Source organism: Mameliella sp. CS4 (assembly GCF_019392335.1).
Lineage (GTDB): Bacteria > Pseudomonadota > Alphaproteobacteria > Rhodobacterales > Rhodobacteraceae > Antarctobacter.
Genome location: NZ_JAHXRQ010000007.1, coordinates 123,009 through 136,090, shown reverse-complemented (window position 1 = coordinate 136,090; position 13,082 = coordinate 123,009). Strand labels below are relative to the sequence as shown.

Sequence of the window (13,082 nt, the reverse complement as noted above, 5' to 3'; positions counted from 1 at the left end):
CATAAGATCCGCAAGCCCCGCCTTACGGAAGGTATCACGCCGCATGATTGCCTATGTCACGGTCGGCGCGGATGACATCCCGCGCGCGAAACGGTTCTACGACGCCGTCCTGCCGCCCCTCGGCTACACCCTGACGGAAGGGCCGGAGGGGCTGAGCTACGCCTTGCCCCAGGCCCCTGGTCAGTCGCCGGTGCTGCCCGATTTCTACGTCAAGCCACCGTTCGACGGGCGCCCCGCGACGGGAGGTAACGGCGCCATGATCGCCTTCGAGGCGCGGGGCCAATCCCAAGTCCGCGACCTGCACGCCGCCGCGCTGGCCGCTGGCGGCTCTGACGAGGGCCAACCGGGGTTTCGCGCCAGCTACGGAGCGCATTTCTACGTGGGCTACCTGCGCGACCCGCAAGGCAACAAGATCGCGCTGTTCTCATGCGATCCGACCGAACCGGGGCGGGACGGGTAAGGCGGGCGGCGTGCCCCGTCAGGACGTACCGCTCCGCCATGCCTGACCGGAAAAGGCCGCCCCCGGGGGGACGGCCTTTGTCATGTTTCCAATCGGGACGGCTGTCAGCCGCGCAGGTCGGGCGGGGTCGCGTCGCGGCCAAGCTCTGCCGTGATCTCATCCAGCGAGGCGACCTGCGTCTGCTTCTCGCCCAAGCGGCGCACGGTGACGGTCCGCTCTTCGACCTCGCGGTGGCCGACGGCCAGGATCACCGGGACCTTGCCGACCGAATGCTCGCGCACCTTGTAGTTGATCTTCTCGTTGCGGATGTCGGCCTCGGCCCGGACACCGGCCTTGGTCAGCGTCTCGACCACATGGGCGACGTAGTCATCCGCCTCCGAGGTGATCGAGGCCACGACCACCTGGCGCGGAGCCAGCCAGAAGGGCAGCTTGCCGGCGTGTTCCTCGATCAGGATACCGATAAAGCGTTCGAACGACCCCAGCGTCGCACGGTGCAGCATCACCGGGCGATGCTTGGCGCCGTCCTGCCCGATGTAATGCGCGTCCAGCCGCTCCGGCAGGACAAAATCCACCTGGAAGGTGCCACACTGCCAGTCGCGCCCAATCGCATCGGTCAGCACGAATTCCAGTTTCGGCCCGTAGAAGGCACCTTCACCCGGGTTCAGCTCGATGTCGTTGGTCACCTTGCGCGTGGCGCTCAAGAGCGCCTCTTCCGCCTTGTCCCAGATCTCGTCCGATCCGGCGCGCGTGTCCGGCCGGTCCGAGAACTTGATTTTGTAGGACGGGAAACCGAGGTCGCGGTAGATGCCGGCCAGAAAGCCGATGAAGCGCTCGGTCTCGGACGCGATCTGGTCCTCGGTCGCAAAGATATGCGCGTCGTCCTGGGTGAACCCACGCACCCGCATGATCCCGTGCAGCGCGCCCGAGGGTTCATAGCGCGCGCAAGACCCGAACTCTGCCATCCGCAAGGGCAAGTCGCGATAGGACTTCAGCCCCTGCTTGAAGATCTCGACGTGGCAGGGGCAGTTCATCGGCTTCAGGGCGTTGATCGCCTTTTCACGGGCATGTTCTTCGTCCACTTCGACGATGAACATGTTTTCCTGGTACTTTTCCCAGTGGCCCGAGCGTTCCCACAGCTTGCGGTCGACGACCTGCGGCGTGTTCACCTCGACATAGCCGCCGCGCGTCTGCTGGCGGCGCATGTAGTCCTGCAGCGTGGTGTATATGGTCCACCCGTTCGGATGCCAGAAGATCTGCCCCGGCGCCTCTTCCTGCATGTGAAAGAGTTCCATCTCGCGGCCCAGCTTGCGGTGGTCGCGCTTGGCCGCCTCTTCCAGCATGTGCAGGTGTTTCTTGAGGTCTTCCTTGTTCTTGAAGGCAACACCGTAGATGCGTTGCAGCATCTGGCGGTTGCTGTCCCCGCGCCAGTAGGCGCCCGCCACGCTCATCAGCTTGAAGCTGTCGCCCGGGACCTGCCCGGTGTGCTGCAGGTGCGGGCCGCGGCAGAGATCCTGCCAGTGGCCGTGCCAGTACATGCGGATCGGATCGCTGCCGGGAATGGCCTCGATCAGCTCCACCTTGTAGGGCTCGTTGTTGGCCTCGTAGAATTTCACCGCGCGCTCACGCTCCCAGACCTCGGTGGTCACGGGATCGCGGCGGTTGATGATCTCCTTCATCTTCTTCTCGATCGCGCCCAGATCCTCGGGCGTGAAAGGCTCTGCCCGGTCGAAGTCGTAGTACCAGCCGTTCTCGATCACCGGGCCGATGGTGACTTTCACGTCGGGCCAGATCTCCTGCACGGCGCGGGCCATGATATGGGCAAGGTCGTGCCGGATCAGTTCCAGCGCGGGCGCGTCATCGACCATCGTGTTGATGGCGATGCTGGCGTCCTGCTCGATGGGCCATTGCAGGTCCCAGTGGGCATCGCCCACGGTGGCGGAAATCGCTTTCTTGCCAAGCGATTTGGAAATGCTCGCCGCGATCTCGGCAGGGGTCACGCCCTTGTCGAAGTCACGTTTCGAGCCATCTGGAAATGTCAGGGAAATCTGGCTCATCGGCCTAGTCTCCTCGTCGGTTTGGCGCCCACGGAACGCCCGGTTGCGGGTATGTGTTGTGCCAGTGGCAATGGCCCCCGAGGTCGGTGAAGTCAAGCGGGAAGAGGGCGGGATGAGCGATAGCACGACAGAAGTCTACGAAGGGTTGACCGGCGCCAAAGAGGTGGAGGCGCGCGAGGCCCGCAACGGGTTGCGCCATGCCACCAGCCTGACGATGACAAAACTGGCCGATGGGCTGATCGACCCCAAGCTGGTGCTCAGCTGGCTGGGCGGGGCCTTGGGCGTGCCAGCGGGGATCGTCGGGCTTTTCGTGCCCATCCGCGAGGCGGGGGCGCTCTTGCCGCAGATTGTGCTGGCGGGCCGCGTGCAGGCGATGCGGCACCGCAAATGGGCCTGGGTTGCCGGTTCGGCGGGGCAGGGGATCTGTGCCGCGCTGATCGTTCTGGCGGCTCTGACGCTTTCGGGCTGGGTGGCCGGGGTGGCCATGGCTCTTGCGCTGGGCGGACTGGCGGTCAGCCGGTCACTCTGTTCCGTCAGCTTCAAGGACATCCTGGGCAAGACGGTGGGCAAGACTCGGCGCGGCGCGGTGACGGGCATCGCGGGGTCGATCTCGGCGCTGGCGGTGCTTGGGTTCGCGCTGATCCTCATGGTCGGGCCGGGGCAGGCGCTCTGGCCGGTGATGGTGGCGATTGGCCTGGCTTCGGCGCTCTGGCTGCTGGGGGCGATCCTGTTTTCGACGCTGGAAGAAACGGCCTCGGAGCCGGAGAAAGGCGCGGGCCTCGACCTGTCGCCATTGCGAGAAGATGCGCGCCTGCGCCGGTTCGTGGCCGCCCGCGGCGCGCTGACCGTGACCGCGCTGGCGCCGCCGTATTTCGTGCTGCTGGGCGGGGGCCAAAGCGCGCTGCAGGCGCTGGGGGCGCTGGTGCTGGCCTCTTCCGCCGCCTCGTTTCTTTCCTCTTATGTCTGGGGCCGCCTGGCGGATCGCTCGTCTCGGCTGGTGCTGGCGGCCTCGGGGCTGCTTGCGGCGCTGTTCATGGCGCTGGCGGTTCTGGCCGACCTTGCGGGTTGGGCGGGTGCCCCCTGGGTGATCCCGCTGGTGCTGTTCGGCTTGATGCTGGCCTATCACGGCGTCCGGCAGGGACGCTCGGTCTACCTGGTCGATTTCGCGCCAAAGGACCGGCGGTCGGCCTATGCGGCACTGGCCAATACCTCGATCGGTCTGCTGCTGCTGGCGGTGGGGGCCCTGGGCGGGGCGCTGGCCGCGCTTGGGCCGCAGGTGGCGCTGGCGGGCTTTGCCGTGCTCAGCCTGCTGGGGGCTGCGCTTGCGCTGAGCCTGGACGAGGTCGAACGATAGGCGCTTGCCTGTCCTGCCTGTGCGGCGCAGTCTGCCCGCGCAGAGGGAGAGGCGACATGCGGACATACGAAGAGATTCTCGAGCTTGCGGCGGACCGCAAGGGCGGGCGCGCGGCGGTCATGGCCGACATGCCGCCGGTGCTGGATGCCGACGCGCTTGCCGCCATTCCTGACGATCGCTGGCTGGCGCAGATGGCGCGCGGCATCTTTCAGGCGGGCATCAGCTGGCAGGTGGTCGAGAACAAGTGGGCGGGCATCGAAGAGGCGTTTTACAATTTCGACGTGGGCCGTGTGGCCATGATGTCCGAGGACTGGTTCGACGAATTGCTGGACGATCCCCGCATCGTCCGCAGCCCGCCTAAGGTGCAGGCGATCCAGCAGAACGCGGTCTTTATCCAGGAGGTTGCTGCCGAGGCGGGCTCTTTCGGGCGCAAGGTGGGGGATTGGCCGGCAGAGGATTTCGCCGGGCTGCTGGAGTGGCTGAAAAAGAACGGCTCCCGCCTGGGCGGTTCCACCGGGGCCTACACGCTGCGCTATCTCGGCAAGGAAAGCTATGTCCTGTCCCCCTCCGTCATCGCGCGGCTGGAGGCCGAAGGCGTGGTCGACCAGGCCCCCACGTCGAAAAAGGCGATGCAGGCCGTGCAAGAGGCTTTCAACACCTGGAAGGACCAGAGCGGCGAGAGCCTGACGGTCATCAGCCGCGTCCTTGCACAGAGCATCGACGGTTAGGGGCGCCTGTGTCGGCCTCTTGAATGCGAAACCGGAAAGCCGATTTTTATCCCGACGCACCGGCGCTATGGTCCGGGACAAGGAGAAAGGGGGCTGAATGACGGTCGTATCCCATGTCGAAGGTCCGCGCGGCGACAGGCTGGTCTATGCAAAGACCTCTGGCCGGGGGCCATGCGTGGTCTTCCTGTCCGGCTACCGCTCGGACATGGAGGGCACCAAGGCGGTGCATCTCGAAGGCTGGGCCAAGTCGGAGGGCCGGGCCTTTCTGCGGCTGGATTACGCCGGGCACGGTCAATCCGGCGGCGTCTTTGAAGAAGGGTGTATCGGGGACTGGGCGGCGGACGCCGAGGCGGTGATCGCCGATGCCGTCCCGGGGCCGGTGGTGCTGGTCGGCTCTTCGATGGGGGGCTGGATCGCGTCGATCCTGTCGAAACGCCTGCCACAGATCGCGGGCTTTGTCGGCATCGCGGCGGCTCCGGATTTCACCGAGGACGGGTTCTGGGCCGGGTTTTCCGAACAGGCGCGGCGGCAGGTCATGCAAGAGGGCAAGATCCTGATGCCCTCTGCCTACGAGGACCCCTATGTCGTGACCCGCAAGCTGATCGAGGACGGGCGGCGGAATCTGGTCTTGCGCTCACCCCTGCCGATGAATTGGCCGGTGCGGTTGTTGCAGGGCACGCAGGACGAGGCCGTCAGCCGCGAGACCGCGCTGCGCCTGCTGGACCATATCGAGGGGCCGGACGTGCGGCTGACGCTGGTCAAGGGCGCCGATCACAGGTTTTCGACGCCAGCCTGCCTGAGCCAGATCGAAAGAGCCATCCGCGAGGTCCTGGGGTGAGCGCGCTGCTCTGGGGGCTGGGGACGTTGGGCGCAATGGGCGGCGCCTACGGCGTGTTTGCCCCGCGCGAACCCGTGGTCACGGATGTGCGCTTTGACGCGGCACAGCTTGAGGGCGGTGTCGATGCCTTCCTGGCAAGGAGCGAGGCAGAGGTCCCCAACCTGCGGCCCGGCGCGCAGAAACAGGTGATCTGGGCTGGCGCGCCGGAGGCGCAGACCGACTGGGCGCTTGTCTACGTGCACGGGTTTTCCGCCGCCCCGCAGGAAATCCGGCCGGTGCCGGATCTCGTGGCCGAGGGGCTGGGGGCGAACCTGGTCTTTACCCGGCTCAAAGGCCACGGCCGCGACGGCCCCGCGATGGCGGAGGCCACCGTCGAGGGCTGGATGGAGGACATGGCCGAGGCGCTGGCCATCGGACACCGGGTCGGGCGGCGCGTGCTGCTCATGGGCTGTTCCACGGGGGCGACGCTTGCCACGCTGGCCCTGCACGAGGCGATGGGCGCGGAGGTGGCGGGGGTCATCCTCGTCTCACCCAACTACAGGCTGGCCGACCGCAAGAGCGCGCTGATCACCTGGCCGGGCGCGCGCTGGTGGGTGCCCCGGTTGGCGGGGCGCGAAATCGGCTTTGAACCGCGCGGTGAGACCCACGGGCAATTCTGGACCTCGCGCTATCCCAGCCTTGCGGTCCTGCCGATGGGGGCGGCGGTGCGAGAGGTGCACCGGCGGCGACACGAGGACCTGTCCGCGCCCGCGCTCTTTGTCTTCGACCCCGGCGACCGGATCGTCGATCACCGCGTCAGCCGCCAGGTCGCTGCGCGCTGGGGGGCAGAGGCCGATCTGCACGAACTGGACCTTGGGCCAGAGGACGACCCCTCGCGTCACCTGGTGGCCGGAGATGTCCTGTCGCCGCGCCTGTCGGCGCCGGTGGCCGGGGCCATGCTGGAATGGGCGCGCCGCCTGTGACGTTGTCTGGAAAAAGGAGTGAGTGATGGACCAGAGGGTCAGCCTGATTACGCTGGGGTGCCGGGATGTAGAGCGTGCCAGGGCCTTTTACACGGCGCTGGGATGGCAGCGGGTCGAGACGCCCGAGGGCATCGTTGTCTTTGATCTGATCGGGCAAGCGCTGGGCCTTTATCCGCTGGAGGACCTGGCCCGTGACATGGGCCGCGCGCCCGAGGACCTGGGGACAGGGGCAGCAACGCTGGCCTGCAATGTGCGTGACAGGGCGGAGGTGGCCAAGGTTCTGGCAGCGGCCAAGGCGGCGGGCGCCACGATCCTGAAAGAGGCGCATGATGTCTTCTGGGGCGGGCACATCGGCTATTTCGCCGATCCCGAGGGCCACGTCTGGGAAGTGGCGCACAACCCGTTTTCCGTGCTTGGGCCGAACGGCGAATTCCGCTGGGAAGGGTATGGCGATGGCTGACCGGGCCGCGCGATGAGGCGTCCGCGTTCCATGTGGTCCCTGGAAACCCTGGGGCGCGAACGCCTGTCGCGGCATTTCTGGATGCGGGAGTTCCTCTGTTCGGAAATTGGAAACCTCCACGAGATCAGCAACATCCCGGACAATCCCGATCTGGCGCTGGATCGCGGGCGGGTCTTTGCCACGACGCTGCTGGACCCGCTGGAAGAGACCTTTGGCCGGGTCTTTGTCCGGTCGGGGTATCGTTCGGCGCGGTTGAATGCCTATGGTAACGCTCAGGGGCTGAACTGCGCGCGCAACGATTATCCGCTGGAATGCCATATCTGGGATCTCCCCGATCGGCCCGTGGCCGGCGCCTCGATCGTGATCCCCTGGTTTGCGGACCGCTACGCGCAGGGGCGCGACTGGCGGGACCTGGCCTGGTGGCTGCACGACCACCTCGACTATTCCGAGATCTGGTTCTTTCCGAAACTCTGCGCCTTCAACATCGCCTGGCGCCCGGAGCCTTTGCGCCGGATCGACAGCTACATCGCGCCCAAGGGGGGCTTGCTGAAACCCGGCGCTTTGCCCGCCGAACCGCCCGAGGTTCGGGCAGCGCGTTACGATGATTTCCCACCTTTCCGCGGCATCGCTTTTCCGGGCTGAGCCGCGCTGGACACTCCCGCAGGCGGGGGCTAGCGTGCGGCAGACACAACCAAAGAGAGATGCGATGGCGCCCGCGCCTCAGATGTCCGATACGCCGACCCGTCCGGGAACGATTGCCTGATGCATGGCCTCGATCCACAAAACCGCGATTTCGCGGATTTCCTGCTGACCGCCACCCGCGAGATCTGGGAGGGGCGCGGCCTGACCGCGCGGGCGCAGGCCTATTACCATCCCGACGTGATCCTGCGCGGTGCCGAAGGGGTGCAGTTCGGCGCCCGCGCCGTGGCCGAGGACGCGATGGCCACGCTGGTCAGCCTGCCGGACCGGCGCCTGCTGGGCGAGGACGTGATCTGGTCAGGCCATGACCGCGTGGGCATGCTGGGCTCTCAACGCATCCTGACATTGGCAACGCATACGGGCGACGGCCCCCTTGGCCCCGCGACGGGGCGCACGTTGAAATACCGCGAGATCGTGGACAGTTACGCCAAGCGCGACCAGATCAGCGATGTCTGGCGGGTGATCGACAGCGGTGCGCTGCTGCGCCAGCTGGACCGCACGGCAGAGGACTGGGCGCGGTCCCGGCTGCCGCATCTGGACCCCGATACGCAGCCCTTTACGCCCCGCGTCGACGTCACCGGCCCCTATACCGGGCAGGGCAACACCGACCAGTGGGGAGAGGGCTTTGCCAATGTGCTGATCCGGGTGATGGAGGGCGACCTGTCGATCATCCCCGACCAGTACGACCGCGCCTGCCACCTGCACTATCCCTGCGGGGTCGAGGCGCATGGGCCGGAGGCGGCGGATCGCTTCTGGCTGGGGCTGCGGGCGGCGCTGCCCTCGGCCCGGTTCGAGGTCCATCACCGGATCGGCATGGAAGAGCCGCTGATGCCGCCGCGCGCCGCGCTGCGCTGGTCGCTCAAGGGCCGGCACGAGGGATGGGGCGCCTTCGGGGCCCCCACTGGGGCGGACATCTACGTCATGGGGATCAGCCACGCGGAATTCGGTCCGGGCGGGCTGCGCCGGGAATGGACGCTTTATGACGAGGCGGCGGTCTGGACGCAGATCGTGGCCCAGACCGGGTGAGCCTGCGCGACACCTACGAACGGCAGGCCGCGCGCTACGACGCGGACCGGGGAAAGTCCCTGTTCGAACGCGCCTGGCTGGACCGCGCGCTGGCGGACGTGCCGGAGGGTGGGGCGGTGCTGGACCTTGGCTGTGGCGCGGGCCGGCCAATCGGGGTCTACCTTGTCGAACAGGGCTTTGCCGTAACCGGCGTGGATTTCTCACCGGCCATGCTGGCGCTGTTTTCGCACCACGTCCCCGGGGCGAAGGCCGTGTTGGCAGACATGCGGTCGCTGGATCTGGGGCATGGTTTCGATGCGATCATCGGCTGGGGCAGCTTCTTTCACCTGACGGAAGCGGAACAGCGCGTCGCCTTGCCCCGCATCGCGGCGCATCTGGCGCCGGGCGGGCGGCTCTTGCTGACGGTTGGTCCGGGGGCCGGAGAGGCCTGGGGTACAGTCGGGGATGAGCGGGTCTACCACGCCTCGCTGTCGCAGCCGGACTATGCCGCACTGCTGTCCGCCGCGGGCGCCCCCGTCGAGGATTTCGTGCCCGAGGATCCGGCCTGCAACGGCCATTCCCTGTTGCTTGCACGGCGCCCGGTCGGGTCATAGGGTGCCGCCGCAGGGGCAGGGGTAAAACGAAACAGATGCAGGACATGCAGCACAGACGGGGTGCCGCCCTTTCATGACGGAGCCGGTGGTCTTTCTGCCCGGGATGATGTGTGACGCGCGGCTCTTCGGGCCGCAAATCGCGGATCTGTCCCGCGATCACGCGGTGATGACGGTGCCGATCACGCAGGGCGAACGGATCGAGGAGATTGCCTCGGGTGTGCTGGACGTTGCGCCGACGCGCTTTGCCCTGGCCGGGTTCAGCATGGGCGGCATGGTCGCGATGGAGCTGTATCGCCGCGCCCCCGACCGGGTGACCCGACTGGCGCTGATGGACACCAGTCCGCTGCCCGAGCCGCCCCAGATGGCCGCGATGCGCGATCCGCAGATCATCCGCGCGCGCTCGGGCACGCTGCGCGAGGTCATGGCCAATGACCTGCTGCCGCAATACCTGGCGCATGGCCCCCATAACGGGGAAATCGGCGCGCTGGTGATGGACATGGCGCTGGGCCTTGGGGTGGAGGTCTTTGTCCGCCAGTCCCGGGCGATGCAGCGGCGGCGCGACCAGCAGGGTACGTTGCGGCGGATCAATGTGCCGACGCTGGTTCTCTGCGGGGCAGAGGATTCGATCTGCCCGATCAAGCGTCATACCTTCATGGCCGAGATGATCCCCAAGGCCGAATTGCGCGTGATCGAAGATGCGGCCCACCTGCCGACCCTGGAACAGCCCGAAGAGGTCACGCGCGCGCTGCGCGACTGGCTGGCGAAACCGTTGCTCTTGCGTTGAGTTTGCGGGATTGACCGGCGCCTGCGGCGTCCCTATGTGGGGCGGGCGCGGAAGGCCGGACGGCCGCTTGCCATTGGCGAGAGGAAAGTCCGGACTCACCGAAGCACCGGTGCCGGGTAACGCCCGGGCAGGGCAACCTGACGGAAAGCGCCACAGAAAACAGACCGCCGTCGCACCGGAGGTGCGCACTGGAAGTTCGCTTCTTGTGAGACCGAAGGGGATTGTGGCGGTAAGGGTGAAACGGTGGGGTAAGAGCCCACCGGGGGGCTGGCAACAGCGCCCGCATGGCAAGCCCCACCGGGAGCAATGCCGAATAGGGATCGTGCGCGCCCACGGGCGCAGGGCTGCTTCGGCCTTGGCGATCCGGGTTGGCAGCTAGAGCCGCGTGGCAACACGCGGCGCAGAGGAATGGTCGTCTGAGGGCGGGGAAACCCGTCCAAGAACAGAATCCGGCTTACAGGCCTTCCGCGCATGAGATTTTGGCCCGATCCCGTGTTGACTCGGGGGCGATACGCGGTAAAAGGCGGGCTTCATACAGATTTCACACCGGGCCATTTTCCGGTGTTGCAGGAGACGACCCATGGCGAAGCCGACCACAATCAAGATCCGCCTGAACTCCACCGCGGGCACCGGCCACTTCTACGTGACCAAGAAGAACGCTCGGACCATGACCGAGAAGATGACGATCAAGAAGTACGACCCGGTTGTGCGCAAGCACGTCGAGTACAAAGAAGGCAAGATCAAGTAAGCCATTCTGGCCGAAGGTCTTTTTTCGGGTCGCGCGGGGATTGCCCCACGCGGCCTTTTCGTCTTTGGGACCGGCCCTTGAAGAGGTCATGCCATGTCCGGCCAGACCACGCTGCGTCCCGCCCGGCAAGAGGACATCGGCGCGCTCGATCACCTGTTTCAGCGCAGTTACGCGCGGCTTCTGGCGCCGGACTATCCGCCTTCGACCCTTTTGACGGCGGTGCCAGTGATCGGGCGGGCGCAGCCCGCGCTTGTCGCCTCGGGCCGGTTCTATGTTGTCGAGGATGACGCCGGGCGTCTCTTGGGCGCGGGGGGCTGGTCCCTGCAGGCGCCGGGTGCGCGGCCTGCGTCACCGGGCATCGGTCACATCCGACATGTCGCCACCGATCCGGACGCGACCCGGCGCGGTGTCGGTCGGCAGGTGTTGGGCCATATCCTGCAAGAGGCGCGGGCCGAAGGGCTGCGCGACATGCATTGCCAAAGCACGCTGACCGCCCGACCTTTCTATGAAAACATGGGGTTCCAGCCCCAGCACGAGATCACCGTGCCGCTGGGCGGAGGCATCGCCTTTCCGGCGGTCTTCATGACCCGCGCGCTCTAGCCCTTCAGCGGATCCGCTGGCGCGCCGTTGGCCTTGGTCCAGCGGCGCTCCTCGCCGTGGCTGCGTTCGATCAGTTGCACCCGGTCATGGCCGGGGTAATGCACCCGGTCGCGGGGCGCGCGGGTGCCGATCACCAGGATGCGGGCGGGGGTGTCGCCCCGGTTTTCCAGGCGATGCGCGGTCTCGACCCCGGCGACAAAAGTGGCGACGGTGCCTGCGCCGATCTCCTGCTCGCTGTCGCCTTCGACCAGCGTCACCGTGCCGTCGAGGACATAGATCATCTCGTCCTCGGCTTCGTGCCAATGCGCGTAGGAAGAGGCGGATCCGGGCGCCAGGATTTCCACCAGCGCCCCGAACTGCGTCAGCCCTCCCGATTCGCTGAACAAGAGCGCCTCGTAGCTGCCGAGCGCGCCGTCGCCCGACCGCCTCTGAACGGAGTCTTCGGTGATGATCGGCATGTTGTCCCCCACGGCCCTTTGGCCCAACACGAAAAAAGGGCCGGTCAGATGACCGGCCCTTTCCCTATAGCATGTTTGGGTCGCGTTGTTGCCCGGGGGCTTATTCGCGGCTGCCCAACAGTTGCAGCAGGAACATGAACATGTTGATGAAGTCGAGGTAGAGGTTCAGCGCGCCCATGATGGCGGCCTTGCCCAGCCACTCCTTGTCGCCATGCGCGGCATGGGCGATGTAGGTGTTCTTGATCTTCTGCGTGTCATACGCGGTCAGGCCGGCAAAGATCAGCACACCCAGGATCGAGATCGCGAACTGAATCGCGGGCGAGCCGAGGAAGATGTTGATGATCGAGGCGACCAGCAGGCCGATCACACCCATGATCAGGAACGAACCCCAGCCCGAGATGTCCTTTTTCGTGGTGTAACCCCAGAGCGACAGGCCGGCGAAGGCGATCGAGGTGGTCAGGAAGACCTGGATGATCGAGAAGCCGGTGAAGACCAGGAAGATCGAGCTGAGCGACAGGCCCATCAGCAGGGCAAAGCCGTAGAACACCAGCTGCACGCCGGCAGCGGAGAGACGGTTCACGGCCGCGCCGAAACCAAAGAAGATAAACGCCAGCGGGGCGAACATGATCACCCATTTCAGCGGCGACAGGTAGATGGCCGAGCCCAAGCCGGTGAGCATAGTCCCGTTGGCCAGTTGCGCAGCGGCCACGGAGGGATCGCTGGTGACCGCAAGCCCGGCAATTGCCCAGGCAGCGAGGAATGTGATGAAAGTGCCCACGGACATGGTGCCGTAGACCTTGTTCATATGGGCGCGCAGCCCTTCGTCAATCTGGGCAGCGCGTGCGCCGGAGACGCCAGCTGCCCGGACTGTATCATATTCTGCCATGTAAGCCTCCGATGTTGATAAAGCTTTGGGGGCCAAAGGCCCCCGTACTTCCGTGTAGATATTGGAGGATCTAGGGCGATTTTCAAGAACTTCGGACCGAATTCGGCGCAATAACATGCACCGATTGGTCACCATTGGCGCTCGGGCTCGATCCAATGGGCCGGTGCGTCCCAGCGCGGCGCCTCTGCCAGTGGTTCCCCGAGGGCAGCCGAAGCAGGGGCACGGCGCCGCAACCGGGCAGGGTGCCGGGACGGTTCGGCGGCACGAGCCGAACGGTCAGCGCGGAAAAACGAGGGCGGGAACAGGGCGGGCATGGCGCGGATCATGATGGCATCCTTCACGAGAATTGATTGGAGTCGAGGTTTGCATGTTCTTCATTGATGAATGTGGCGATCCATGCTTGATATTGGAAGTGAATGTATGTGACCTCTC

General features: G+C 66.2%; 16 protein-coding genes and 1 other RNA gene. 13 read left to right on the top strand and 4 right to left on the bottom strand.

Annotated features, from left to right (window positions below; genetic code table 11):
- Positions 1-43 precede the first annotated feature (43 nt).
- Complete coding sequence (locus tag KZZ07_RS11095; RefSeq protein WP_219514169.1) at positions 44-460, top strand: VOC family protein; 417 nt, start codon at positions 44-46, stop codon at positions 458-460.
- A gap of 104 nt (positions 461-564) precedes the next feature.
- On the opposite strand, the gene thrS is transcribed toward KZZ07_RS11095, so the two are convergent.
- On the bottom strand, positions 565-2,514 hold the full coding sequence (gene thrS, locus KZZ07_RS11090) for a threonine--tRNA ligase (protein ID WP_219514168.1): 1,950 nt from the start codon (positions 2,512-2,514) through the stop codon (positions 565-567).
- A gap of 112 nt (positions 2,515-2,626) precedes the next feature.
- On the opposite strand from thrS, the gene KZZ07_RS11085 reads away from it, so the two are divergent.
- The 12 genes from KZZ07_RS11085 to KZZ07_RS11030 all read left to right on the top strand — a co-directional run bounded on the left by KZZ07_RS11085 (position 2,627) and on the right by KZZ07_RS11030 (position 11,306).
- A complete protein-coding gene (locus KZZ07_RS11085) occupies positions 2,627-3,868 on the top strand; it encodes an MFS transporter (protein WP_219514167.1) in 1,242 nt (413 codons plus the stop codon).
- Between the two features lie 56 nt (positions 3,869-3,924).
- Complete coding sequence (locus KZZ07_RS11080) at positions 3,925-4,596, top strand: DNA-3-methyladenine glycosylase I (RefSeq protein WP_219514166.1); 672 nt, start codon at positions 3,925-3,927, stop codon at positions 4,594-4,596.
- A gap of 97 nt (positions 4,597-4,693) precedes the next feature.
- Positions 4,694-5,434: an alpha/beta hydrolase gene (locus KZZ07_RS11075; protein ID WP_219514165.1), complete on the top strand. Its 741-nt coding sequence runs from the start codon at positions 4,694-4,696 to the stop codon at positions 5,432-5,434.
- Positions 5,431-6,396: an alpha/beta hydrolase gene (locus KZZ07_RS11070; RefSeq protein ID WP_219514162.1), complete on the top strand. Its 966-nt coding sequence runs from the start codon at positions 5,431-5,433 to the stop codon at positions 6,394-6,396. Before KZZ07_RS11075 ends, KZZ07_RS11070 begins: the two co-directional genes overlap by 4 nt.
- A gap of 25 nt (positions 6,397-6,421) precedes the next feature.
- Positions 6,422-6,856, top strand: a complete 435-nt coding sequence (locus KZZ07_RS11065) for a VOC family protein (protein WP_219514161.1) — start codon at positions 6,422-6,424, stop codon at positions 6,854-6,856.
- 30 nt (positions 6,857-6,886) lie between these two features.
- Complete coding sequence (locus tag KZZ07_RS11060) at positions 6,887-7,498, top strand: hypothetical protein (RefSeq protein WP_219514160.1); 612 nt, start codon at positions 6,887-6,889, stop codon at positions 7,496-7,498.
- A gap of 120 nt (positions 7,499-7,618) precedes the next feature.
- Positions 7,619-8,581 carry an ester cyclase gene (locus KZZ07_RS11055; RefSeq protein WP_219514159.1) on the top strand — a complete coding sequence of 321 codons (963 nt, stop codon included), beginning with the start codon at positions 7,619-7,621 and terminating at the stop codon, positions 8,579-8,581.
- Complete coding sequence (locus tag KZZ07_RS11050; RefSeq protein ID WP_370631126.1) at positions 8,578-9,174, top strand: class I SAM-dependent methyltransferase; 597 nt, start codon at positions 8,578-8,580, stop codon at positions 9,172-9,174. Before KZZ07_RS11055 ends, KZZ07_RS11050 begins: the two co-directional genes overlap by 4 nt.
- Positions 9,175-9,247: 73 nt before the next feature.
- Positions 9,248-9,958 carry an alpha/beta fold hydrolase gene (locus KZZ07_RS11045; protein ID WP_219514158.1) on the top strand — a complete coding sequence of 237 codons (711 nt, stop codon included), beginning with the start codon at positions 9,248-9,250 and terminating at the stop codon, positions 9,956-9,958.
- Positions 9,959-10,005: 47 nt separating this feature from the next.
- An RNA gene (rnpB, locus tag KZZ07_RS11040) (RNase P RNA component class A) lies at positions 10,006-10,431 on the top strand.
- A 107-nt stretch (positions 10,432-10,538) separates the two neighbouring features.
- Positions 10,539-10,706, top strand: a complete 168-nt coding sequence (rpmG, locus tag KZZ07_RS11035; protein ID WP_043144134.1) for a 50S ribosomal protein L33 — start codon at positions 10,539-10,541, stop codon at positions 10,704-10,706.
- A gap of 93 nt (positions 10,707-10,799) precedes the next feature.
- Positions 10,800-11,306, top strand: a complete 507-nt coding sequence (locus KZZ07_RS11030) for a GNAT family N-acetyltransferase (protein ID WP_219514157.1) — start codon at positions 10,800-10,802, stop codon at positions 11,304-11,306.
- Here KZZ07_RS11030 and KZZ07_RS11025 read toward each other — a convergent pair.
- The 3 genes from KZZ07_RS11025 to KZZ07_RS11015 all read right to left on the bottom strand — a co-directional run bounded on the left by KZZ07_RS11025 (position 11,303) and on the right by KZZ07_RS11015 (position 12,976).
- Positions 11,303-11,764, bottom strand: coding sequence for a cupin domain-containing protein (locus KZZ07_RS11025; protein WP_219514156.1), 462 nt, complete (start codon positions 11,762-11,764; stop codon positions 11,303-11,305). The genes KZZ07_RS11030 and KZZ07_RS11025 overlap by 4 nt on opposite strands.
- Before the next feature lie 100 nt (positions 11,765-11,864).
- A complete protein-coding gene (locus KZZ07_RS11020) occupies positions 11,865-12,650 on the bottom strand; it encodes a Bax inhibitor-1/YccA family protein (RefSeq protein ID WP_219514155.1) in 786 nt (261 codons plus the stop codon).
- 128 nt (positions 12,651-12,778) lie between these two features.
- Positions 12,779-12,976: a hypothetical protein gene (locus KZZ07_RS11015; RefSeq protein ID WP_219514153.1), complete on the bottom strand. Its 198-nt coding sequence runs from the start codon at positions 12,974-12,976 to the stop codon at positions 12,779-12,781.
- Positions 12,977-13,082 lie beyond the last annotated feature (106 nt).